This window comes from Streptomyces sp. NBC_00028, from assembly GCF_045041065.1.
GTDB lineage: Bacteria > Actinomycetota > Actinomycetes > Streptomycetales > Streptomycetaceae > Streptomyces.
Genome location: NZ_CP108293.1, coordinates 5,378,445 through 5,401,365, shown reverse-complemented (window position 1 = coordinate 5,401,365; position 22,921 = coordinate 5,378,445). Strand labels below are relative to the sequence as shown.

At 72.8% G+C, this 22,921-nt stretch carries 16 protein-coding genes, 1 tRNA gene and 1 riboswitch; of the genes, 8 read left to right on the top strand and 9 right to left on the bottom strand.

What is annotated here, in order from left to right:
• Positions 1-102 precede the first annotated feature (102 nt).
• Both OG885_RS24345 and OG885_RS24340 read left to right on the top strand, forming a co-directional pair.
• Positions 103-873, top strand: a complete 771-nt coding sequence (locus OG885_RS24345) for a TetR/AcrR family transcriptional regulator (RefSeq protein ID WP_405734959.1) — start codon at positions 103-105, stop codon at positions 871-873.
• A 292-nt stretch (positions 874-1,165) separates the two neighbouring features.
• Positions 1,166-3,097: a sigma-70 family RNA polymerase sigma factor gene (locus OG885_RS24340; protein ID WP_405734957.1), complete on the top strand. Its 1,932-nt coding sequence runs from the start codon at positions 1,166-1,168 to the stop codon at positions 3,095-3,097.
• A 12-nt stretch (positions 3,098-3,109) separates the two neighbouring features.
• Here OG885_RS24340 and OG885_RS24335 read toward each other — a convergent pair whose 3' ends face one another.
• Complete coding sequence (locus tag OG885_RS24335) at positions 3,110-6,499, bottom strand: AfsR/SARP family transcriptional regulator (protein ID WP_405734955.1); 3,390 nt, start codon at positions 6,497-6,499, stop codon at positions 3,110-3,112.
• A 217-nt stretch (positions 6,500-6,716) separates the two neighbouring features.
• Positions 6,717-8,810: an asparagine synthase-related protein gene (locus OG885_RS24330; RefSeq protein WP_405734953.1), complete on the bottom strand. Its 2,094-nt coding sequence runs from the start codon at positions 8,808-8,810 to the stop codon at positions 6,717-6,719.
• A gap of 682 nt (positions 8,811-9,492) precedes the next feature.
• Between OG885_RS24330 and OG885_RS24325 the strand changes: the two genes are divergently transcribed.
• From OG885_RS24325 to OG885_RS24310, 4 genes are all read left to right on the top strand, one after another.
• On the top strand, positions 9,493-10,917 hold the full coding sequence (locus tag OG885_RS24325) for an MFS transporter (RefSeq protein ID WP_405734951.1): 1,425 nt from the start codon (positions 9,493-9,495) through the stop codon (positions 10,915-10,917).
• Between the two features lie 71 nt (positions 10,918-10,988).
• Positions 10,989-12,200: an L-2-hydroxyglutarate oxidase gene (gene lhgO / locus OG885_RS24320; protein ID WP_405734949.1), complete on the top strand. Its 1,212-nt coding sequence runs from the start codon at positions 10,989-10,991 to the stop codon at positions 12,198-12,200.
• Positions 12,201-12,343: 143 nt separating this feature from the next.
• Positions 12,344-13,156 (top strand): tRNA (guanosine(46)-N7)-methyltransferase TrmB, encoded by an 813-nt coding sequence (gene trmB, locus OG885_RS24315; protein WP_405734947.1) that lies wholly within the window; start codon positions 12,344-12,346, stop codon positions 13,154-13,156.
• Between the two features lie 76 nt (positions 13,157-13,232).
• On the top strand, positions 13,233-14,567 hold the full coding sequence (locus OG885_RS24310; protein WP_405734945.1) for a PrsW family intramembrane metalloprotease: 1,335 nt from the start codon (positions 13,233-13,235) through the stop codon (positions 14,565-14,567).
• 6 nt (positions 14,568-14,573) lie between these two features.
• On the opposite strand, the gene OG885_RS24305 is transcribed toward OG885_RS24310, so the two are convergent.
• The 5 genes from OG885_RS24305 to OG885_RS24285 form a co-directional block, all read right to left on the bottom strand.
• Entirely contained in the window at positions 14,574-15,521 is a 948-nt protein-coding gene (locus OG885_RS24305) for an aldo/keto reductase (RefSeq protein WP_405734943.1), read from the bottom strand.
• A 111-nt stretch (positions 15,522-15,632) separates the two neighbouring features.
• Positions 15,633-16,667: a M23 family metallopeptidase gene (locus OG885_RS24300; RefSeq protein ID WP_405734941.1), complete on the bottom strand. Its 1,035-nt coding sequence runs from the start codon at positions 16,665-16,667 to the stop codon at positions 15,633-15,635.
• 11 nt (positions 16,668-16,678) lie between these two features.
• A riboswitch (cyclic di-AMP (ydaO/yuaA leader) is annotated at positions 16,679-16,836 on the bottom strand.
• Between the two features lie 305 nt (positions 16,837-17,141).
• Positions 17,142-17,215, bottom strand: a tRNA-Met gene (locus tag OG885_RS24295).
• 76 nt (positions 17,216-17,291) lie between these two features.
• Positions 17,292-18,506, bottom strand: coding sequence for an alginate lyase family protein (locus OG885_RS24290; RefSeq protein WP_405734939.1), 1,215 nt, complete (start codon positions 18,504-18,506; stop codon positions 17,292-17,294).
• Positions 18,507-18,588: 82 nt separating this feature from the next.
• Positions 18,589-19,716, bottom strand: coding sequence for a dihydrofolate reductase family protein (locus tag OG885_RS24285; protein WP_405734937.1), 1,128 nt, complete (start codon positions 19,714-19,716; stop codon positions 18,589-18,591).
• Positions 19,717-19,784: 68 nt separating this feature from the next.
• Here OG885_RS24285 and OG885_RS24280 point away from each other — a divergent pair, with 68 nt between their 5' ends.
• The gene (locus OG885_RS24280; protein WP_405734935.1) at positions 19,785-20,288 is read left to right on the top strand and encodes a MarR family winged helix-turn-helix transcriptional regulator; all 504 of its coding nucleotides are present in this window, start codon (positions 19,785-19,787) and stop codon (positions 20,286-20,288) included.
• 142 nt (positions 20,289-20,430) lie between these two features.
• Positions 20,431-21,057, top strand: a complete 627-nt coding sequence (ribA, locus tag OG885_RS24275) for a GTP cyclohydrolase II (RefSeq protein ID WP_405734933.1) — start codon at positions 20,431-20,433, stop codon at positions 21,055-21,057.
• Position 21,058: 1 nt separating this feature from the next.
• On the opposite strand, the gene OG885_RS24270 is transcribed toward ribA, so the two are convergent.
• Both OG885_RS24270 and OG885_RS24265 read right to left on the bottom strand, forming a co-directional pair.
• Positions 21,059-21,712 carry a response regulator gene (locus tag OG885_RS24270; RefSeq protein WP_405734931.1) on the bottom strand — a complete coding sequence of 218 codons (654 nt, stop codon included), beginning with the start codon at positions 21,710-21,712 and terminating at the stop codon, positions 21,059-21,061.
• Positions 21,700-22,854 carry a histidine kinase gene (locus tag OG885_RS24265; RefSeq protein WP_405734929.1) on the bottom strand — a complete coding sequence of 385 codons (1,155 nt, stop codon included), beginning with the start codon at positions 22,852-22,854 and terminating at the stop codon, positions 21,700-21,702. The genes OG885_RS24270 and OG885_RS24265 overlap by 13 nt, the downstream gene beginning before the upstream one ends.
• Positions 22,855-22,921 lie beyond the last annotated feature (67 nt).

Genomic DNA, 22,921 nt, shown 5'->3' with positions numbered 1-22,921 from the left:
GCGACGGGCGGTCCGTGAACCGGGTTCGTTCCCTGTGTCGCCCCGGCCTTTCAGTGGCGGGGAGAGTCTCCGGGGGGAGACGTCATTACCGGGGGATCGCTTATGCATGTTCAGGACTCTCATTGGTCTTCCGCGTCGGCCATCGCATCCGGTGGCGGAGCGATGAGCGCGGCGGCGGGGAACGGACGCGGGGACGCGTCGCGGTCGACGCCTCTGCGCGTGGACGCACAGCGCAATCTGGAGCACGTACTGCGGGCGGCGCGCGAGGTCTTCGGCGAGCTGGGGTACGGCGCGCCGATGGAGGACGTGGCGCGCCGCGCCCGAGTCGGTGTGGGCACGGTGTACCGGCGCTTCCCGAGCAAGGACGTCCTGGTGCGGCGGATAGCCGAGGAGGAGACCTCCCGGCTGACCGACCAGGCGCGGGCGGCGCTCGGCCAGGAGGACGAGCCGTGGTCGGCGCTGTCGCGCTTCCTGCGGACGTCGGTGGCCTCGGGTGCCGGGCGGCTGCTGCCGCCTCAGGTGCTGCGGGTCGGGGTTCCCGACGAGCCGGCCGAGCACTCCGACGGCGCCGTGTTCGACGGGGCGCGGGTGCCGCAGCAGCGGTCGCAGCCCGGCTCCGGTGAGCTGCGGCTGGTGCCGGAGGAGCCGCTGTCGGCCGACGACACGGGGGCGGCGGCGCTGCTCGACGTGGTGGGCCAGCTCGTGGAGCGGGCGCGCGCGGCGGGTGAACTGCGGGCCGACGTGTCGGTTTCGGACGTGCTGCTGGTGATCGCGACGGCGGCGCCCTCGCTGCCGGACGCGGCGCAGCAGGCGGCAGCCTCGGCGCGACTGCTGGACATCCTGCTGGAGGGCCTGCGGTCACGGCCGTCGTGAACCCGGGTGGTCAACGCCGGGTGGCGCGGTGACTCGAAGGGGTGACGCCGGGGTGTGGGCGCTGTGCCGCTCACGCCCCGTGCGCATTCCGCCCTTTTCGGGTACGTCCCCCAACTCCCGTGAGGGTCACGACAGTTGAGCCTTCCCCGCAGGGGTGACGGCTAGTACTGCCGTGCCGCAAATCCCCACGGACGAGTGGATGCCCAGTACTGCCGGGGCCCGCTCAAAAGCCGGTATGGCACGCTGACCCGGTGTTCGGGACCGGTAGGGCAGGCGGCGGGGGCTTTCCGCGATGAGTGTTGACGGGCGCGACGAGTCACACGGTGACGGTGAGGCGGACGGTCTCGCATCGCCCCAGGTACCGAGCCAGGGCGGACGGGCGGGACGCCCGCTGAACGCCGGCGACCCGGTCGAGGGTGGTGTCCCGACGCAGCGCGACCGGCGCGACGACGGCGTGCTGCCGCCGCCGATGCCGCCGCAGAGGGATCTGCCGCCCTCCGACGCCGACCTGATCGGCCGGATGCGCTCGGGCGACGACACGGCCTACGAGGCGCTGTACCGGCGCCACGCGGAGGCGGTGCGCCGGTACGCCCGCACCTGCTGCCGGGACGCCCACACTGCCGACGACCTCACCGCCGAGGTCTTCGCCCGCATGCTCCAGGCGGTGCGCGGCGGCTCGGGACCCGAGCACGCGGTACGCGCGTATCTCCTGACGACGGTCCGCCGGGTCGCGGCGAACTGGACGAAGACCGCGAAGCGGGAGCACCTGGTCGACGACTTCGCGCTGTTCGCCGCGCAGTCCACGCGCGCCGGCGAGGTCTCCGACGACACCGCATCCGTTGGTTCCTTCGGAGCGGGCCTGGAACTCGGCGCGGACGTCCGCGCGATGCACGAGGCCGAGCAGTCCCTGGCCATGCAGGCCTTCCGGTCGCTGCCCGAGCGCTGGCAGGCCGTGCTGTGGCACACCGAGGTCGAGGACGAGTCGCCGAGCGACGTCGCCACCCTCTTCGGCCTCGACGCCAACGGCACGCGCGTGCTGGCCTCCAGGGCCCGCGAGGGCCTCAAGCAGGCCTACCTCCAGGCCCACGTCAGCGCGACCCTCGCCGACGACGAGGAGTGCGCCCGCTACGCCGACCAGCTCGGCACCTACGCCCGCGGCCGGCTGCGCACCCGCGCCGAGCGCGGCCTGCGCAAGCACCTGGAGGAGTGCGCCAAGTGCCGCCTCGCGGCCGCGCAGATCTCCGAGGTCGCGAGCAGCATCCCGGCCGTCGTGCCGGTCGCGGTCATCGGCTGGTTCGGTGCCGCCGGGTACGCCAAGGTGGCCGCGCTCATCGCCGGAGGCACCGGAGTGGGCGCGGCGGGTGTCGCGGGCGCCGCGGCGGCGAGCAGCGGCTCGTCGGGCGGGGCGGGTGCGGCCGGCGGTGCGGCGGCCTCCGAGGGGTTGGGCGCGCCGGTCAAGGTCGGTATCGCGGCCAGTGTGCTGGTCGCGGCGGGCGTGGCGGCGGCGCTCGCCCTGGCCGGCAGCGAGAAGCCGGCCGACAACAAGCCCGAGGCCAAGCCGCCCGCGTCCACGCCGGTGGTCGAGTCCGCCGAGCCCACACCCACGCCGAAGAAGAAGCCCGCGCCCGCGCCGCCGGTCATCGCCCCGACGCCGACGCCCACCCCGACACCCACACCCACCCCGAAGCCCACCCCGAAGCCGACGCCCACACCCACTCCGACGCCGACGCCGGCCCCCAAGCCGAGCCCCACCCCCACTCCGACGCCCACGCCCACACCCACGCCCGCTCCGGCCGTGTACCAGTGGAGCGAGCTGGCGTACAACGTCAACGGCGACGGCACCCGGCCCGAGATGCGCATCGCCGAGAGCAGCTGGGTGTGGCAGCGGTACGGCGTCTCGATCGCCGACAAGAGCTACACGCACGGCGTGACCGTGCACGGCCGGTCCTCCGTCACCATCGACCTCAACCGCGCGTGCACGTCCTACGACGCCTCGGTCGGCGTCGACGACATGACCCTCGGGCTCGGCAAGATGTACTTCTCCGTCTACGCCGACGGGGTCCAGCTGTGGAAGTCCGGCATGGTCCAGGGCGGGGACGCGGCGGTCCCGGTCCATGTCGACCTCACCGGACGCAAGACCGTACGGCTGGTCGTCGAGCCGCACAGCGAGTACGACGACCTGTTGCTGGCGGACTGGGCCGAGTCGAAGTTCCGCTGCGCGTAGGCCTGCCGCGGCTCAGGGGCCGGTCACGCCCTCGCGCAGCACCTCGTCGAGTTCGCGCAGCACGTCGTGCGGGCTGAGGGTGGCACCGCGCGCGTACTCCACGCCGTACCGCACCGGACCGAGCCCGGTGCGGGCCGCGGACTCGGCCCGCTCGGCGCGCGCGGCCTCCGGCATGGAGCGGGCGTCGCCGCCGCGCCAGTGTCCGGCGGCGGCCAGCAACCGGGTCGCGCGCGGAAGGTCGCCGAGGTCGGCGAGCAGGGCCGACGTGGCGTCCACCAGCGTCGCCACGACCAGGTCGGCGCACTGCTTGTCCACCGCTTCCCGGACGGCGGCGGCCAGCTTCGGCAGTCCGTGCGCGGGACCCGACTCGGCGACCGTCACCATGGCCTCGACGGAGTTCAGCATCACGAGGAACTGCGGCGGCGGGGTGCCCCGCGCGGTCTCCACACGGGCCTCCTCCAGCAGCTCACGCGCGGTGGCGGTGTCCTTGTCGTCCAGCGCGACATGCGCCCGCAGCAGCAGGACGAATGCCCGGCTGTCCCCGACGCTGTACCGGTCGGCGGCCTCACTCGCCTCGTCCAGGGCCGTGATCGCGGCCGAGCGGTCGCCCGCGCGGTAGGCGATCTCGGCGAGGCGGGCGATGAGGAACGGCGTCTCCGTGTACGCCCCCACCTCGTAGGCGAGTTGCAGCGCCTCCTCGTACTCCCCCTTGGCCTCCGCCAGCCTGCCGCGGGCCATGGCGGTCTCCCCCGCCGCGCTGTACACCTGGGCCCGCAGCCAGCGGTCGCCGACGCGGCGGCTGAGGAACCGCAGCTCCGCGAGGTCGTCGTCGACGCCCTTCATGCCGCCCGGGGAGTCGACCACCATGTGTGTGCGGAACATCAGGGTGACGCCCATCTCCCAGTCGCCGCCGTACTCACGGCAGTTGGCGACCGCGGCGTCCAGGACGCTTCTGGCGTCCACCCGGTCGCCCATGAAGAACGAGGTCAGCGGCCAGACCAGCCCGGGCATCCGGGCGGCGTGCGGGCCGCCCTTCTCGAAGTACGCCCGCACCTGGGCGACGTACCGCCCCAGCCGCTCGTCCGGCTCGCGGGTGCGCGCCTCGATCTCCGACACGAGGAGGATGTGCAGCATCCGCAGCTCCATGCGGAGCGCGTGCAGCGGGTGCCCGGCCTCGCCGTCCGGGGCGGAGAGCAGGGCTTCCACGGGGTCCAGGGCCGCCATGAGCGAGCAGCGGGCCCGGGGGTCCGCGGGGAGTGCGGGGGCGGTCGCGGTGTCCGCGGGTGAGGTCGCGTCCAGGGCCGCGCCCAGACGCAGGATCCGGTCGACCCAGTCCGCGCCCTCACGCCGGTAGTTGCGCAGCCACCAGAACCAGCCCATGGCGAGGGCGATGGCGCCGGCGCCCGCCTCGTCGCCGTCGTCCACGGCCCGGTGGAGCGCCGCGCGGATGTTGTCGAGCTCGGTCTCCAGGCGGGAGATCCACGGGAGTTGCCCGTCCGAGCGCAGCTCGGGCTCGGCCTCCGCGACGAGCGCGCCCGCCCACGCGCGATGCCGCCGCTCGGCGTCGGCGCGCTGCTCCGGGACCTCGCCGGCGCGCTCCACGGCGTACTCGTGGATCGTCTCCAACATGCGGTAGCGCATGGCGGCGCCGCCGTCCGACCGGTCCCCCGGGGCCGCCACGATCAGGGACTTGTCGACGAGCGCGCCGATCAGCTCGGTGGCGGGGCCGCCGCACACGGCCTCCGCGGCGGCGAGGTCCCAGCCGCCCGCGAACACGGACGCCTCGCGCAGCAGCGTCCGCTCCCGCTCGTCGAGCAGGTCCCAGGACCAGTCGACGACCGCGCGGAGGGTCTGCTGGCGGGGCAGGACCGTGCGGCTGCCGGAGGTGAGCAGGCGGAAGCGGTCGTCCAGGCGGTCGGCGATCTGCCGGGGCGTGAGCAGCCGCAGGCGGGCCGCCGCCAGCTCGATGGCGAGCGGCAGTCCGTCGAGGCGGCGGCAGATCTCCGCCACGGCGTCGGCGTCGCGCAGGACGAGGTCCGCCGCGTCCGGGCGGACGGCCGTCGCGCGCTCCGTGAAGAGGCGGTGCGCCTGGTCGGGGAGAAGTGGCTCGACCGGGCGCACGGACTCGCCGGGGACGCCCAGGGGTTCACGGCTGGTCGCGAGGATCGTGAGCCCGGGGCAGTGGGTGAGGAGGGTTTCGGCGAGGTGGGCCGTGGCCTCGATGACATGTTCGCAGTTGTCAAGGATCAGGAGTTGGCTGCGCGGGGCGCAGTACTCGACGAGCAGGGCGACCGGGTCCGCCTGCGGGGTGGACAGCTCGGTGGCCAAGAGCACGGTCTGGCGCAGACCGAGCGCGCTGACCACCGCGCCGGGCACCGCGTCCGGGCGGTCCAGCGGTGCCAGTTCGACCAGCCAGGCCTGGGGGTGGTCGGCGGCGGCCTCCTCGGCGAGACGGGTCTTCCCGGAGCCTCCCGGTCCGGTGAGGGTGACGAGCCGGGCCCTGTGCAATTCGGAACGGATGGCGCCGAGTTCGGGTTCCCGACCCACGAAAGAGTCAAGGCGCGGACGGAGGTTGCCGGTGCGGGCGAGATGCGGTGGCGCCTTGGACGAAGGCGTCGAGGGCGTCGAGGGCGTCGAGGGCGTCGAGAGTGTCGAGAGTGTCGAGGGCGGCGTGGGTGGCTGGGCCGGCGGCGACAGGAGTTCGGTGTGCAGAGCGCGGAGTTCCGGCCCCGGGTCCGTGCCCAGGCCCTCGGACAGGGCGCGGCGGGCCGCCTCGTACGCGACCAGGGCGTCGGCCGGGCGGCCGGTGTCGCGCAGGGCGCGGACCAGGAGGGCGTGCAGCTTCTCGTCGTACGGATGAGCCGCGGTCAGCTCGGTCAGTTCCGGTACGGCGTCCTGGGCGCGGCCGAGCCGCAGGAACGCTTCCGCGCGGGCCCTGGTCGCCTCCAGGCGGAGCGTCTCCGGGCGGGTCGCGGCGGTGCGGTCGGGGAGGTCGGCGAGGGCCGGGCCGTGCCACAGGGTGAGGGCCTCGTCCAGGGCGTGCGCCGCGGCGCCGGGGTCTCCTCGGTGGAGGGCCTCGGTGCCCTGGTGCACGAGGCGTTCGAAGACGAAGAGGTCCACGTCCGCCTTGGTCGCGGCGAGTCGGTAGCCGCCGGGGGCCGAGACGATCGTGGGCTTGCCGACGGCTCGGCGCAGGCGGCCCACGAGGGCCTGGAGGGCGGCGGGGGCGTCCTGCGGCGGATCGGCGGCCCAGATGTCGTCGATGAGGGTGTCGGGGGTGAGGGTCCGGCCCGGACGCAGGGCCAGGGCGGTGAGCAGGGCTCGGACTCGGGGGCCGCCCAGGGGTACGACGGTTCCGTGGTCGTCCGCTGCCTGGGTGACGCCCAGAATTCTGTACCGCACCGGGTCATTGTCGCTGGGGACGCTGTGGGGGGCACGGGGTTTGTGGGCGGTGGGGTGTCGGGGGGCGAGTGGGCGGGGTGCGCGTCGGATTTCTCTCGCCCCCGCCGCCCCTACCCGTCCCATCACTGGGGGCTGCGCCCCCAGACCCCCGCTGTCGACCCCGAAAGGGCCTCGTCCTCAAACGCCGGACGGGCTGAAAGACGCGGGCCGGCGCCGCCTATCCCCTCCTCGCCCCCGCCCCCAGCGCCCCCCTCTGCGGAGTGATCCCCGCCGGTACCGCACGCGCGCGGGCCGGGGTGCCGGTCCAGCAGGTTCCTCGGCGGGACAGGAGGCGGCGCAGCCAGAGTTCCAGGGAGACGAGGTCGGCGAGGCCGTCCAAGGGCAACGGCTCGCCCTCTGCCGCCGCACGGAGCGCCTTGCGGACCACCCTTGCCTCCACCAGGCCCGCTTCCGCCAGCAACGGGGTGCCGAAGAGAGCCATCAGGGAGTCCGCGGCGACGCGCAGGCCCGTGCGGGCGGCCACCGCCGCGGAGGCGTGGGACGGGGCGCCCCAGCCCGGAGGGAGGTCGGCCACGCCGGCGCCCTGGAGGACGGTGCGCAGGATCGCGGCCCGGGCGCCCGGCTGGACGCGGAGGGCCTCGGGGAGGGCGCGGCAGGCGCGGACGACCTGGTTGTCGAGGAACGGGGCATGCAGGCGCTGGAAACGGATCTCGGCCGCCTGCTCCAGGACCCTCAGGTCCGCCGCGTGCCTCGCCAGCGCCGCACGCGCGCGGTAGTCGCCGGGACGCTGGCCCGGGCCCACCCCCGAGCGGCTCGTCCCGCCCTGGAGGCGAACCGATACTTCAGCCAGGGCCTCGCCGGTCAGCCAACGGGCCGCGGGGCCCGGTCTGGCCCAGGTGAGCGCGGCCAGGGACGCCCCGACCGCACCGCCCGGCTCGTCGAAGCGGCGGTCCATCAGACGGTCGGCCAGGACCTCCAGACCGGTGCGGTACGGCGTACGGGACAGGCGTCGCGCCGCGCTGTACACGCGCGCGGGGACCATCACCGAGCCGTCCGCCTTGGCCAGCGCGGCGACCGGACGGACGAGATGGCGGCGTTTGCGGTCCATCAGGAGGTCGGCGAGGCGGGCGGGGTGGGCGTCCAGGACCTGGCGGGCGCCGTAGCCCGTGAAGTGGTCCGCGCTGCCCGAGGCCAGGCGGGCCCGGTGGCGGGCGGCCGTCACCAGGCTCGCGCCGGGCTCGTCGGTCAGCGGGCCGTCCAGGTCGGCGTACGGCAGTGTCTCCTCGCCACCGGCCACCACCACGTGGTGCAGGCGCGGGTTGGCGGCGAGGTTGCCCGCGCGTTCCAGTTCCCCTTCGCGGCCGCCCACCGCCAGGTCGTTGAAGGTGACCGCCAGCAGCCGCTCGCCCGCGCCCGTGCCGTGGCCCAGGACCGTGCCCGGCATGCCCGGGAGGCCGGCGGCGAGCAGGGCGAGGGTGCCGGAGGCGGGGCCGCCGGAGAGATCGGCGCCGATCCCCGGGACCGGCATCCCGCGCGCGGCACGGCGTTCGGCGGGACCCATGCCCGGGACCGGGCCGGGGTCGATGTCGGCGCCGGGCACATGCCGAGGGGCCGACAAGCGCGCGCGTACCGCCTCGACCAGCGCGTCCCGTACGGCGTCCACCGCGCGGTCGGGATCGGCCGCGGGCGCCGCCACCGCGAGGGAGGCCACCGGCTCGTACCCGGCGATCTCGCGCGCCCCGGCGCGCAGGATCAGCGCGTGCCCCGGCGGGATGCGCCGTACGCCGTCGTAGGGGGTGGAGTCGTGGAGCGCCGCGGGGACGTCGGGGGCGGCCAGCAGCGCCGCCAGGTGGCCGAAGTCGAGGTTGGCCTCGATGAGGTCGGCGAGCGGGAGCGCGGCCGTCGCGTACGCCGTACCTCCGGCCCAGGGGGTGTAGAACACCGGGCGGGCGCCCGCGAGATCGCCGCAGACCGTGACACGACGGCCCACCTGGACGACCGCCGTGTAGCTGCCGGGCCAGTTGGTCAGATGGCGAAGTGCCCCTCCGCGCGCGGCGAACAGGCCGACCCGCAGCTGCTCGTCGGTCGCGCCGCAGGTGCCGAGGACGGCGATCCGGGTCTGCGCGTCGGCCGTCACGACCCGCACCTCGTCGGGACGCCAGTCACCGACCGCCCACAGCGGATCGGGATCTCCCCACAGGAGTTGGGACCCCACCGGGTGCACCGTCTCGCCGTCCACGCCGGTGGCCCCGGCGGAGCCGATCTCGGCCGCTCCCGCTGCGGTGCTGCTCCACCCCACCAACCACCGCATGGACGCCTCCACAGGCTGTGGACAACCAGTGCACCGTACGAATCGGTTCACCATGCTGCCATGAAGGACGCGCACCGGAGGGGCGGCGGGGCGGCTTGAGCTCCGCTGAATACGCCCCCGCACGCGTGCCCGTGAAGAAGCGAACATCCGTACAGGGGAGGGGTCTGCGACCTGAATGCGCCCCCGATACGCTCCCCCCGAACGCCCTTAGCGCCGCCAACTTCCGTGGTGGGAGCGGTAATTACCCGCGGAAGGCGGGGTCGGTTTTCAGCCAAATTGGCGCTGCGGTGACAGGCTCGCGCACGCTCCGTACAGGCTCTGCGCAGTGCCTCGACAACGCGCAGTCCGGGGAACGGAGTTCGCCCCCCGGACCGTTCCGCCGCCCGCGGGGATGGAGGCGGCGGAATCCCCCAGCCCACTGGATCCAGTACAGCGGGCCGACCCACGCACGATCCATGGAACCGCTCCCCCGATGGCCGGAGAAGAGCGCACGCGCAGGCGCACGGCCACACAGCGGGAGCACACCGCGACGGTGCGTGTGGGGCCCGTACGCGCGTACGGACCACAATCCCGCCATCCGGAAGAATGCCCCTTAACGCTTGGGATGCGGCGAACTACGCTGGGTTTACGAATGCCGCGTGGTTATGCCAGCGCGGCAGCCGTCTGTGTCGAGGGGTGGCGCATGTCCAGGGAGCAACGCGGGCCGAACGAAAAGCTCGGCGCCGTTCTCGCCCTCGCGGGAATCAGCAACGCAGGACTCGCGCGTCGCGTCAACGATCTTGGCGCTCAACGCGGGTTGACTCTTCGCTACGACAAGACGTCGGTGGCGCGCTGGGTGTCGAAAGGCATGGTGCCGCAAGGCGCTGCGCCGCACCTCATCGCCGCCGCGATCGGCCAGAAGCTCGGCCGCCCGGTGCCGCTCCACGAGATCGGTCTGGCGGACGCGGATCCCGCGCCCGAAGTGGGCCTCGCCTTCCCCCGGGACGTCGGACAGGCGGTGACCTCGGCGACGGAGCTCTACCGGCTCGACCTCGCGGGCCGCCGGGCCGGCTCCGGTGGCATCTGGCAGTCGCTGGCCGGATCGTTCGCAGTAAGCGCCTACGCAACGCCCGCCTCACGGTGGCTGATAACCCCGGCCGACAGCTCGGTCGCGCGCGAGGTGAACGGCTGCGAGGACTCCGGCGCACCGCTCAAAGTCGGCCACAGCGATGTGCAGAAGCTGCGGGAGGCCGCCGAGGACGCCAGGCGCTGGGACTCCAAGTACGGAGGCGGCGACTGGCGTTCGTCCATGGTGCCCGAGTGCTTACGGGTGGAGGCGGCTCCGCTGCTGCTCGGCTCCTACTCCGACGAGGTGGGCCGGGCACTCTTCGGTGCCAGCGCCGAACTCACCCGCCTCGCCGGGTGGATGGCCTTCGACACCGGCCAGCAGGAGGCGGCGCAGCGCTACTACATCCAGGCCCTGCGCCTGGCCCGCGCGGCGGCCGACGTCCCCCTCGGGGGCTATGTCCTGGCCTCCATGTCCCTCCAGGCGACCTACCGGGGCTTCGGCGACGAGGGCGTCGACCTCGCCCAGGCCGCCCTGGAGCGCAACCGCGGCCTGGCGACCGCCCGCACCATGAGCTTCTTCCGGCTCGTCGAGGCACGCGCACACGCACGCGCGGGTGACGCGCACGCGGCGGGCGCCGCGCTGCGGGCCGCCGAGGGCTGGCTGGAGCGGGCGCGGGACGGCGACCAGGACCCGTCCTGGCTCGGCTTCTACTCCTACGACCGCTTCGCCGCCGACGCGGCCGAGTGCTACCGCGACCTCAAGGCGCCGCGGCAGGTGCGCAGGTTCACGGAGCAGGCCCTGTCGAAGCCGACGGAGGAGTTCGTGCGCTCGCACGGACTGCGGCTCGTCGTCTCGGCGGTCGCCGAGCTCGAGTCGGGCAATCTCGACGCGGCATGCGAGCAGGGCGTACGGGCGGTGGAGGTCGCGGGGCGCATCTCGTCGGCCCGCACCACCGAGTACGTGAAGGATCTGCTGCACCGCCTGGAGCCGTACGGCGACGAGCCGCGGGTGGTGGAGCTGCGGGAGCGGGCGAGGCCTTTGCTGATGGCTCCCGCTTAGGCGCTGTCGTATCCCGCGTTTGAAGGGACTGTCAGTGGCGCAGTGCACTATCGAGGTGGGAGGTGGTGCACATGCGTTCAGCGGTCGCTTACGACTGTGACGTGCTCGTGGTCGGCGGAGGCATCGTCGGGCTGTCCACGGCGTTCGCGATCACGCGTGCCGCGCCAGGGACGCGGGTGACCGTGCTGGAGAAGGAGGCCGGGCCCGCCCGGCACCAGACGGGGCGCAACAGCGGGGTCATCCACAGTGGCATCTATTACCGCCCGGGGTCCTTGAAGGCGCGGTACGCGGTCAAGGGCGCCGCGGAGATGGTGAAGTTCTGCGCGGAGTACGGCATCGCGCACGCGGTCACCGGAAAGCTGATCGTCGCGACCGAGCGGGACGAGCTGCCGCGGCTGCACGGCCTGGTCCAGCGAGGCAGGGAGAACGGCATTCCGGTCCGGGAGCTGGGCGCCGCCCAGATCTCGGAGTACGAGCCGGAGGTGGAGGGCCTCGCCGCCATACACGTCGGCACGACCGGCGTCTGCGACTTCGTCGGCGTCGCCCGGCAGCTCGCGGAGGCGTCCGGGGCGGAGATCCGGTACGGCGCCCGGGTCGAGCGGATCGACCGCCGCCCCGAGCTGGGGGTCGCCGTGCGCACCGCCGCCGGGGACGTGGTCCGCGCACGCGTGCTGGTGAACTGCGCCGGGCTGCACTGCGACGAGGTGGCGCGGCTGGCCGGGGACGACCCGGAGATGCGGATCGTGCCGTTCCGCGGCGAGTACTACGAACTGGCGCGGCCCGAGCTGGTGCGGGGGCTGGTGTATCCGGTGCCGGACCCGGCGTTCCCGTTCCTCGGCGTGCATCTCACGCGCGGGTTCGACGGGGGCGTGCACATCGGGCCCAACGCGGTGCCGGCGCTCGCCCGGGAGGGGTACGGGTGGGGTGTCGTACGGCCGCGGGAGCTGGGTGGGACGCTCGCGTGGCCGGGGTCGTGGCACATAGCGCGGCGGCACTGGCGGTACGGCGCCGGGGAGCTGCGGCGGTCGGTGTCCAAGGCGGCGTTCACCGAGGCGGTGCGGCGGCTGCTGCCGGTCGTGCGGGAGGACGATCTTGTGCCTACGGCGGCGGGGGTGCGGGCGCAGGCCGTGTTGCGGGACGGGACGCTGGTGGATGACTTCCTGATCAAGGAGGGGGCGCGGACGGTGCATGTGCTGAACGCGCCTTCGCCTGCGGCTACGGCCTCGCTGCCGATCGGGCGGGAGGTGGCTCGGCGGGCGTTGGCGGTGCTGGGCGAGGCCTGAGCAGGGAGCCCGGCGTCGGTGCTGGGCGGGGGTGGGTTTCGCTCGCCCGCGCTGGCGGGGTGCCGCTGCGCCCACCCGTGCCGCCCGAGCGGCACGACTGCCCGCAGCTAGGGCGGGGAGACGCACGTAAAATCGACCCCACTGTGTCTGACTCCCGCAACGCCCCCGACGCGTCCCCGCCCTCTCACACCCCCGGTGTGCCCGTTCGGCACACCCGGGCCAAGGGGGAGCCCCGATTTCCCGATGGGCCCAAGCCCGATCCCGCCGGGTCGCACTTCGAGCGGCGGATCCGCAGTTTTCAGCTGCGGCGCAGCCGGGTGACCGCAGGGCAGGCCGACGCGTTGCAGCGGCTGTGGCCCAAGTGGGGGCTGGACATCGACGGGCAGCAGGTCATCGACCTCGGTGAGCTGTTCGGCAACGCCAACCCCGTCGTCCTGGAGATCGGGTTCGGCATGGGTGAGGCCACGGCCCAGATGGCCGACGCCGACCCCGGCACCAACATCCTCGCCGTGGACGTGCACACCCCCGGCCAGGGCAATCTGCTGGGCCTCGCCGACCAGGGCGCCCTGGCCAACGTCCGGGTGGCCAACGGCGACGCCATCATCCTGCTGCGCGAGATGCTCGTCCCCGACGCCCTCGACGGGCTGCGCGTCTACTTCCCCGACCCCTGGCCGAAGAAGCGGCACCACAAGCGGCGGCTGATCCAGCCGGAGTTCCTCAGCCTCGCCGCGACCCGCCTCAGGCCGGGCGCGATCGTGCACTGCGCGACCGACTGGGAGCCGTACGCCGAGCAGATGCTCGAGGTGCTCACAGCGCACCCCGACTTCGAGAACACCCAGGCGGGCGGCGGTTTCGCGCCGCGTCCCGACTACCGGCCGCTGACCCGTTTCGAGGGCCAGGGACTGGACAAGGGACATGTCGTGAACGACCTGTTGTTCCGCCGCGTACAGCGATGAAGAAGCAACGACAAAGAAGCAGGACAGAAGCGAGAGAGACCAGCACCGCAGCCACCCCCCTCGTAAGGTCGATGCCGTGGCCACCTTTCCCCCGTACCCGACGCACCCTCCCACCGGCCCCGCCGGCGGTGCGCTGCGGCACGCGCACTGGTGGCAAAGGAACTGGGTGCGCTACGGCGCCCTGATCACCCTGCTGGCGCTGTCCGGGCTCGTCATCCTCGCCCTGGTGCGTGAACAGACCGGCACCGAGGGCTTCCTGGTCGGCCTCGGCCTGGCGATCCTCCCGGTGCCGCTGCTGATAGCCGCGTTCCGCTGGCTGGACCGGGTCGCACCGGGCCCCTGGCGCAATCTGCTGTTCTGCTTCGCCTGGGGCGCCTGCGCGGCGGCACTGATAGCGATCGTCGCCAACAGCTTCGCGACGCGATGGATAGCGACGGCGACGGCCGACCCGTCCAGCGCGGACACCCTCGGGGCGACGGTGATAGCGCCGGTCGTGGAGGAGTCGGCGAAAGCCGCGGCCGTGCTCCTCGTGTTCCTCTTCCGCAGACGCGACTTCACCGGGATCGTCGACGGCGTGGTGATAGCCGGGGTCACCGCCACCGGCTTCGCGTTCACCGAGAACATCCTCTACCTCGGCACCGCCTTCGGCACCGACCAGCTCACCGGCGACCGCGGCATCGCCTCCGTGACCGCAGCGACCTTCTTCGTGCGGGTCATCATGTCCCCGTTCGCCCACCCCCTGTTCACGGTGCTCACGGGCATCGGCTTCGGCATCGCGGCCCTGTCCGCCGACCGGCAGCACGTCCGCCGGGTCCTGCTCCCCCTGTCCGGCCTGGTGCTGGCGATGGGCATGCACGCCGTCTGGAACGGCTCGTCCACCTTCGGGGAGTACGGCTTCTTCGCCGTCTACGCGGCCTTCATGCTCCCCGCGTTCGGGCTGCTGACCTGGCTGGTCATCTGGACCCGGCAGCGCGAGCTGCGGACCGTCCGCGAGGAGCTGCCCGCCTACGCCGTGACCGGCTGGCTCACCCCCGCCGAACCCTTCGCGCTCGGCTCGATGCGGGCCCGGCGCATCGCCCGCCAGTACGCCCGCCAGCACGCCGGAAGGCCCGCGGCGCGCGCGGTGGCGCAGTACGAGGCGTACGCGACGTCCCTCGCGTTCCTGCGGCACCGCGGGCGCCGCGGCCGCGCCGGCGCCGACTTCGTCGTACGGGAGCGGGAGTTGCTGCACGAGCTGTGGGCCCGGCGCGAGGTCGCACGCCCCGCGCTGGACCACGCGGCCCGTGTGACGGCACCGCCGGTTCCGGTGGTGGCGGCGCCGTGGCCGATGTACGGGGTGTACGGGTACGGGCAGCAGCCGACGCCGTACTCCCAGCCGGCCTATCCCGCGTACAACCCGTACCAGTCCTGACGAGGGTTACGCAGACGCCTCCGTGAGCCGCTCCACCTCCGCGTCCGTGAGCGTCACCTCCGCCACCCGCACCAGCGCCGGCAGCTGCTCCACCGTGCGGGCCGAGGCGATCGGGGCGGCGACCGTCGGCTGGGCGGCGAGCCAGGCCAGGGCGATCGTGGCGACCGGCACCCGGTGGGCCTCGGCGATGTCGTCGAGGGCGGCGAGCACCGAGCGGCCCCGCTCGGTCTCCAGGTGCTTGCCGGCGCCCGCGGCGGCCCGGGCGCCCTCCACCACCTCGCCCTCGCGGTACTTGCCCGTGAGGAACCCGGCCGCGAGCGAGTAGTACGGGACGGCGGCGAGGCCGGTGCGCTCCGCCAGGTCCTGGAGCTCACCCTCGTAGGTCGCGCGCGAGACCAGGTTGTAGTGCGGCTGGAGTGCCACGTACCGGGCCAGGCCCTCGCGCTCGGAGAAGGCCAGCGACTTCTCCAGCCGCTCGGCCGAGATGTTGGAGGCGGCGATGTGCCGCACCTTGCCCGCCCGCACCAGCTCGTCCAGCGCCCCGATGATCTCCTCGACCGGCACTTCGGGCTTGTCGAAGTGGGTGTAGTAGAGGTCGATGTGGTCGGTGCCCAGGCGGCGCAGGGAGGCGTCCGCGGCGGCCTTGATGTTTGCGGCCGTCAGGCCCTGGTACTCCGGGTGCTGGCTGACCTTGGTCGCGATCACGACGTCGTCGCGGTTGCCGCGCGCCTTGACCCACCTGCCGAGAATGGTCTCGGACTCGCCCCCCGAGTTGCCCTGCACCCACGACGAGTAGGAGTCGGCTGTGTCGACGAAGTTGCCGCCCGCGGCGGCGTAGGCGTCGAGGACGGCGAAGGACTGTGCCTCGTCGGCGGTCCAGCCGAAGACGTTGCCGCCGAGGGAGAGCGGGAAGACCTCGAGGTCGGACGTGCCCAGCTTGCGAAGAGAAGTCATGTACGGGATCAACACCCGTACCGGAAGCCGGTATTCCGGACAGGGCGAACCGGCAGCCCTGACGTCGGGGGGTGAGCGTCAGGACCGCCGGGGTTCAGAAGGAGACCCGCCTCAGGGAGTGAGGCCCTTGCTGCGCAGCCACGCCATCGGGTCGATGCCGGTGTCCGCCCCGCCGGGGTGGACCTCCAGGTGCAGATGGGCCCCGGTCACATTGCCGGTCGCGCCCACGCGCCCGATCACATCACCGGTGCTGACCTTCTGGCCGACGCTGACGCTGATCGAGGACTGGTGGCAGAACCACAGCTCGGTGCCGTCGTCGAGGGTGAGGATCGTGCGGTAGCCGTAGGAGCCGGCCCAGCCGGCCTCCGTGATGGTGCCGCTGTGGATGGCCTTGATCAGCGTGCCCGTGGGGGCCGCGAAGTCGAGACCGGTGTGGTAGCCGGAGGACCACAGCGAACCGGCCTGACCGAAGGTCGAGGTGATCGTGTACGAGGAGGTCGGCAGCGTGAACTGCTTGGCGAGCTCGGCGAGACGCTTGGCCTCGGCCTCCTTCGCGGCCTTCTCCTCGGCGGCCTTCTTCGCCTCGGCGGCGTCGTCGGCGGCCTGCTTCAGCGCGGCGGCCTCGGCCTTCGCGGACTGCTCCGCGACCTCGGCCTCGGCGGCGAGCTGGACCTTGTTGTCGACCTGGTTCTGCTGGCTCTCGGCCTGCGCCATGATCCGGTTGCGCAGCGCCTCACCGGCGTCCGAGCCGCTCTCGGCGGTCTCCGTGGTGGTGGTGGCCAGGCTGCTGAGCGCGGTGGCGGAGCCCTTGGGGGCCTCGTCGTCACCGCCGAAGACGCCGCCCACGGAGGGCAGGTCGGGCATCGAGATGGAGACCGGCGGCTTGCCGGTGTTGGCGCTGGCCATGCCGCCCGCGCCGACGGCGGCTATGACACCGACGCCCAGGACGGTGGAGCTGCGGGCGAGTCCTCCGCCGCGCTGCTTGGCCACCCGGTGCTTGCCGCGAGCCGGCCGGAGGGAGTCCTCGGTGGGATTCCAGACGTCCTGCGGACCCTCGTCGTGGTGGTAGCTGCCGTAGCCGAAGGCATCGGTGCTGCGCTGGCTCGGCACATACGGGGCCTCGGGGGCAGGCCGGTTTGACGCCACGTGGGCGTGCTCCTTTCCTTCCTTCTCGCCTACCGGGTTAGCTGACGGGTTCGGAGCAGGAAGGTCTCCTACGCGCGTATAACCGCCGTGCTGCCACGGCGACTTACGCGTGATTCACCCCAAGTTGGTGGTTCCCCGGTTCCCTTGCGGGATTCGGCGCGTGCGCACGGAGCCGACTCTTGTGACGGCTGGGACGACCGCGCTGCGTTATCGAACGTTAATAGACCCGGGGTGCTGATTCCAAGCTGTTCCGCTTGATCATTAACCTTTTTCAGCAGGACGTAGGGGTCATGGCCGGTGAAAAACGGGCGAGTTGACCCGGCCTCAGCAAGCTCACAGGGATTGACGGTATGTCAGTTGTTATGCGGAGGGGGGTCGCGCGATCACCCGCCGTGACAACCGCCGCACGAGGGGGAAACGGCCCGGAAACGACTCAGGGCCGGAATCCATTGGATTCCGGCCCTGGGCCATCAGTAGCGGGGACAGGATTTGAACCTGCGACCTCTGGGTTATGAGCCCAGCGAGCTACCGAGCTGCTCCACCCCGCGGCGATGACTCAATAGTACGCCATCCGCGGGGTTGCTCGCGCACGCATTACCCGTGGGCCCGCCTGACCTGTGTTTCTCAGTCGGCCGGGTTGCCCGCGTGGGTCAGGGTCTCCCAGGAGACGAAGAGGTTGTCGGTGCCCGCCGGGCGGGTCTCCTCGGCGAGTTTGCGGGCCGCCGGGACGGAGAGACCCAGGCGGCCCTCCAGGTGGTTGAGGGCGACCTCCAGGTCCGGGCCCATGGTCCGGTCCACCTTCCCGCCGCACAGCCACGCGGGCGCGGACTCGCCGGCCTGGTAGCGGGCGTGGAAGGCGAGGGTGCTCTTGAGCCGGTCCTTGATCTCGCCGTAGAGGTCGATGCCCTGGTGCCAGGCGGTCTCGGCGATGTGGGCGGTGGCCGCGACGGAGTAGCCGACGTGCTTGAAGTTGCGGCAGGTCTCCTGGGACATGCCGTCCTTGTACGTCTTCTGCCCGAACCAGTACGCCGTCAGCTTCTGCGGTGTGGTGACGCTCGACCCCTTGGGGGTGAGCGGCAGCGTGCCGTCCTTCGCCAGGTAGAAGTAGGCGGGCACGCGCTCCCGGAACCGTTCGAGGGCGTGCTCGAAGGCCCCCCGGTCCTCCAGGAAGACGGCGATCCCGATGGCCGCGTCGGTCATCACGAGGTCCCAGTTGCCGTTGTAGTCGGGGACCTTGCGGGTCACGGTCGGCAGATACGCCGTGCGCAGCATGGTCTCGAACCGCGCGACCCGGTCCGCCGGCCAGCCCGCGCCGGGGCTGTACCGGACGATCTCGGCCGCCCGGGCCCACGTCGACCCGGCCCACCCGGTCTGGAGCCCGGCGTCCTCCTCGGTGTGCCGGCGCATCTTCGCCGACCAGGCGTCCAGGATCTCCCTGGCCTTCAGGGCGTGCTGCCGCTTGCCGGTGATCCGGAAGAGGAGGGCCTGGGTGTAGGCGGCGATGGCGTCCTCGCGCTCCTCGACACAGCCGTGCGCCGGGCGGTCGGCGTGGTCACCGCCGGGGCAGTCGACACTCGCGTACGGCTCGGGCTCGTACTCGTACGCCCCGTACTTGCTGTCCCGCATCCCGAGGTACGCCTTCAGCCACGGCTGCTTCCCGGCGGTGACGTTCTGCTTCACGGCCGCCAACTGCGCCTCGCTGACGAGGACACCGGGGTGGGTGAAGGCGGCGTCCGCGGGGAGGGCGCGGGCCATGGTGCGGGTGTCGGCGCCGGTCGTCCCGCAGGCGGTGGCGAGGAGGGGGACCAGCAGGAGAGCGGCGGTACGTCGGGACCTCATAGGGGAAGCGTGGCCCGGGGGGTGTCGGGGCGCAGGATCTGATGGGCCGATAGGAGTCGGCGCGGCCCGCGGCGGCGCGAACTCACCCCAGCAGATGAAGGTTCGGCGCCTTGGCCCGCTCCTCGTACTCCGGCAGGACGACGACGTCCACACCCGCCGACGCCAGCAGTCCGTTGCCGTCCGCCGCCGTCACGAACGTGTCCGGCTCCCGCCAGCTCGTCACCACCCGGCGCACCCCGGCGTCGAGGATCAGCCGGGCGCAGGGCGCAGGACGGGAGGCGCGGCGGGCGCACGGTTCGAGGCTGCTGTAGACGGTCGCCGAAGCCAGCCGGGGATCGTCCGCGCCGATCTTCGCCAGCGCGGCCTCCTCCGCGTGTACGACGGGGTCGGCGCCCTCCCTCGAATATCCGCGGGCGAGTTCCGTGCCGTCGGCGGCGACCACGACCGCGCCGACGCTGAAGGCGGTCCGCGAGGGCGGACAGAGGGCCGCCAGTTCACAGGCGAGGCGGAGCCAGTGGTGGTCGGCGGGCGTGGCGAGCGGGCCGGTGCCGGGGGCCGTGGGCTCGTAGCGCATGAGGACCACGTCCTCGATCTGCCGGGTCTCCACCAGGCGCAGGCGTCCGTCCTGGTAGCCGCCGGGGCCGAAGAGGCGGGGGGCCTCCGGGGTGCCGACGAACAGCGGGGCGAGGACCAGCTGGAGTTCGTCGGCGAGGCCCTGCTGGAGGAGCTGGGTGTGGATACGGCCGCCGCCCTCGACCATGAGGCGGTCCACGCCCCGGGCGGCGAGGTCGGCGAGGAGGCGGCGCCAGTCGATGTCGGGGCCGAGGGCGGCCACCTCGGCGGCCAGGCCGTGCGCCTTGGCCCGTTCGGCGCCCTGGTCCGTCGTATAGACGAGCTTGTCGCCGCCCGTGTGCCAGAACCTCGCCTCCGGGTCGAGGTCGCCCGAGCCGCTGACCGTGACCTTCAGGGGGTACTCCGGCTTGCCTGCCGCCACCCGGGCCGCGCGGCGCTCCGGGGAGTTCACGAGGAGGCGCGGGTTGTCGGCGCGGATGGTGCCGGCGCCGATCAGGATCGCGTCGACGGAGGCGCGGACCTCGTCGACGCGGTCGAAGTCGGCCGGGGAGGAGAGGAGGAGCCGGTCGGGGCCCAGATCGTCGAGGTAGCCGTCGAGGGAGACGGCGGCGGAGAGGAGGACGTACGGGTGCGGCATCGGAGCGGTCCCTCTCGCTGTGACGTGCGGCTCTTGGTTCAAGTTTGAAACAAACTTACACTGGCTCTATGACGACTCGCTGGCTCACTCCCGAGGAGCAGCGCGCCTGGCGCGCGTACATCGCCGCGGCGCACCTCCTGGAGGACGCGATCGACCGGCAGCTCCAGCAGGACGCCGGCATGCCGCACCTGTACTACTCCATCCTCTCCACTCTCTCCGAGGCGCCGGAGCGGCGGCTGCGGATGACCGATCTCGCCGAGGGACTGAAGATCACGCGGCCCCGGCTCACCTATGCCGTGACCCGGCTGGAGAAGGACGGGCTGGTCGGGCGGGAGAGCTGTCGCTGGGACAAGCGCGGCAGCATCGCCGTACTGACCGACGAGGGGCTGGCGGAGGTGGAGCGGGCGGCGCCGGGACATGTCGAGGCGGTCCGCTCCGCCCTCTTCGACCGGCTCACCCCGGAGCAGGTGGGGCAGCTGGAGGAGATCTCCCGGGCGATCGCGGACGGGCTCCAGGAGGACACGGGGGACGAGGTTCCGTGGCGGCGGCGGTCGTCACCGTCCTGTTCGTGACGAGGGTCGCCACGAGGTCGCGACGAGGTTCGTGACGAGCGCCATAATTCTGTTGCTTCAAATTTAAAGCATGGGGTAGGGTCTCGAACCGTAGATCTGATTCAAATCTGAAGCAGATATGTCTACGGACCGGAGTACCCGCATGACCGACCTCCCCGCCGCAACCCAGCGCTCCCGTGTCCGCGTGCCCCTGCGCTTCGGTGACGGCTACCGCGTCGACTCCGAGCTGGTCACCTTCCACGGACTGGTCGACGGCCAGGAACACCTGGCGGTCGTCCTCGGCGAGCCGGGCCCGAACCCCCTGGTCCGGCTGCACTCCGAGTGCCTCACCGGCGACGTCTTCGGCTCCGCCCGCTGCGACTGCGGCCCGCAGCTGCGCGAGGCGGTCGAGCGCATCGCCGAACGCGGCGGCGTGCTGCTGTACCTCCGTCAGGAGGGCCGCGGCATCGGTCTCTACAACAAGCTCGACGCGTACGCCCTCCAGGACCAGGGTCTCGACACCTACGCCGCGAACACCGCGCTGGGCCTGCCCGAGGACGACCGCGACTACACGGCCGCCGCGCAGATGCTGAAGGCCCTGGGCATCGAGTCGCTCGACCTCCTGTCCAACAACCCCGACAAGGCGGGCCAGCTGCGCGACCTCGGCATCGACGTCCGCGACCGGGTGCCCACCGGTGTCTTCACCACCGCCCACAACGTCCGCTATCTGCGGGCCAAGGTGCTCCAGACCCAGCACACGCTGCCGCTGGGTGAGCTGAGCGTCGGCTGACTCACTTCGGCGGGGTGTGCGCGAGGTAGGCCAGGACGGCCAGCACCCGGCGGTGGCCGCTGTCACTCGGGGGCAGACCGAGCTTCAGGAAGACGTTGCCGATGTGCTTGTGGACGGCGCGTTCGGTGACGACGAGGGTCTTCGCGATGGTCGCGTTGTCGTGGCCCTCCGCCATGAGTTCGAGGGTCTCGCGCTCGCGCGGGGTGAGCGAGTCCAGCGGGGAGTCCTTGCGGCGGGTCAGCAGCTCGGTGACGACCTCGGGGTCCAGGGCGGTGCCGCCGGCGGCGACCCGCTCCAGCGCGTCGAGGAACTCGTCGACCCGGCCCACCCGGTCCTTGAGGAGGTAGCCGACCCCGCTGGTGCCGCCGGCGAGCAGCTCGGCGGCGTAGGACTCCTCGACGTACTGCGAGAGCACGAGGACCGGGAGGCCGGTGATCCGCTCGCGGGCCTCCAGCGCGGCCCGCAGCCCCTCGTCCCGGAAGCCCGGCGGCATCCGGACGTCCAGGACGGCGATGTCCGGCCGGTGTTCCAGGAGCGCGGGCATGATCTCGGGCCCGGTCCCGGCGACGGCCACCACCTCGTGCCCGGCGGACGTCAGCAGCAGCACCAGTCCCTCCCGCAGCAGGGCGTTGTCCTCGGCGATCACCACACGCACGGCAGCTCCACTTCGATCACGGTCGGCCCCCCGGCGGGGCTCGACACGTCCACGGTCCCGTCCAGCGCGGCGACCCGGCGCCGCATCCCGAGCAGCCCCGAGCCACCGCCTTCGTCGGCCCCGCCCGACCCCTCGACATCGCTCACCCGCACGCGCAGTCCGCGCCGGGTACGGGTCAGCCGTACCTCGGCGCGGGGCGAACCACTGTGTTTGGCGGCGTTGGTGAGGGACTCGGCGACCACGAAGTAGGCCGCGGCCTCGACGGCGGCCGGCGCCCGCACCCCTTCGTCCAGCCCCTGGTCCTCGATGCTCACCCGCAGCCCGCTGCTCGCCGCCAGGGCCCGCACCGCGCCCACGAGGCCGCGGTCGCTGAGGATCGGCGGGTGGATGCCGCGCACCACCTGACGCAGCTCGGTCAGCGCCTGCTCGGCCTGGTCCTGGGCGTCGTCCAGCAGTTTGCGGGCGGCCTCGGGATCACGGTCGTAGGCCCGTTTCGCCAGCCCGATCCGCATCGACAGCGCGACCAGGCGGGCCTGGGCGCCGTCGTGCAAGTCCCTCTCGATACGGCGGAGTTCGGCGCCGTGCGCGGAGATCGCGTCGGCGCGGGTCGCGGCCAGCTCCTCGACCCGGCGGGCCAGCACCGCCTTCGGGGACGGCTTGAGCAGCGCGGTCGACCAGTCGGCCTCCAGGTCGGCGATCCGCACGATCAGGGGAAGAACGACGGGCTGCCGTCGCAGCAGGCCGCTCCACACGCCGTCCACGACGAGCCCGAGCGGCCACAGCGGAAGCGCGACGAGGACCAGGGCGCCGTACAGGTAGTAGGCGACCATCCAGCGGAAGTCGGTGAGCGTGCCGGGGTCGTGCACGGCGGTCCGGAACCGCTCGCGGGTCGTGCCGGTGAGGGGTTGATAGGCCTCGGGGATCCGCACGCCGGTCCACGCGGCGGTCGTCTTCCGTTTGGCACCCGCGATCCGCCGGATCAGCAGCACGGTCTCGGGCAGCAGCCAGGCGCCGACCAGCACGAGCGTTCCGACCGCGGTGATCAGCAGCACACAGACGAAGATCCACACGCCGAACGCCATCGCCGCGGCGAGCAGCAGATGCCCCGTCGCCCGCACGGCCCGCCGCATGGTCTTTCCCATGCGGGAAGGCTAGGTCACGGGGGCGCGCGAGAGCGGTCGCGCAGACTCCCCTGTCGGGGTGTAGCGG

What these genes read in the sequence shown, in the direction of transcription:
- OG885_RS24330 (WP_405734953.1), bottom strand. Translation starts at nt 8,810, where the DNA reads ATGCGGTGGTTGGTGGGGTGGAGCAGCACCGCAGCGGGAGCGGCCGAG.
- OG885_RS24325 (WP_405734951.1), top strand. Translation starts at nt 9,493, where the DNA reads ATGTCCAGGGAGCAACGCGGGCCGAACGAAAAGCTCGGCGCCGTTCTC.
- OG885_RS24280 (WP_405734935.1), top strand. Translation starts at nt 19,785, where the DNA reads ATGACGACTCGCTGGCTCACTCCCGAGGAGCAGCGCGCCTGGCGCGCG.
- OG885_RS24265 (WP_405734929.1), bottom strand. Translation starts at nt 22,854, where the DNA reads ATGGGAAAGACCATGCGGCGGGCCGTGCGGGCGACGGGGCATCTGCTG.
- OG885_RS24305 (WP_405734943.1), bottom strand. Translation starts at nt 15,521, where the DNA reads ATGACTTCTCTTCGCAAGCTGGGCACGTCCGACCTCGAGGTCTTCCCG.
- OG885_RS24285 (WP_405734937.1), bottom strand. Translation starts at nt 19,716, where the DNA reads ATGCCGCACCCGTACGTCCTCCTCTCCGCCGCCGTCTCCCTCGACGGC.
- ribA (WP_405734933.1), top strand. Translation starts at nt 20,431, where the DNA reads ATGACCGACCTCCCCGCCGCAACCCAGCGCTCCCGTGTCCGCGTGCCC.
- lhgO (WP_405734949.1), top strand. Translation starts at nt 10,989, where the DNA reads ATGCGTTCAGCGGTCGCTTACGACTGTGACGTGCTCGTGGTCGGCGGA.
- OG885_RS24290 (WP_405734939.1), bottom strand. Translation starts at nt 18,506, where the DNA reads ATGAGGTCCCGACGTACCGCCGCTCTCCTGCTGGTCCCCCTCCTCGCC.
- OG885_RS24340 (WP_405734957.1), top strand. Translation starts at nt 1,166, where the DNA reads ATGAGTGTTGACGGGCGCGACGAGTCACACGGTGACGGTGAGGCGGAC.
- OG885_RS24345 (WP_405734959.1), top strand. Translation starts at nt 103, where the DNA reads ATGCATGTTCAGGACTCTCATTGGTCTTCCGCGTCGGCCATCGCATCC.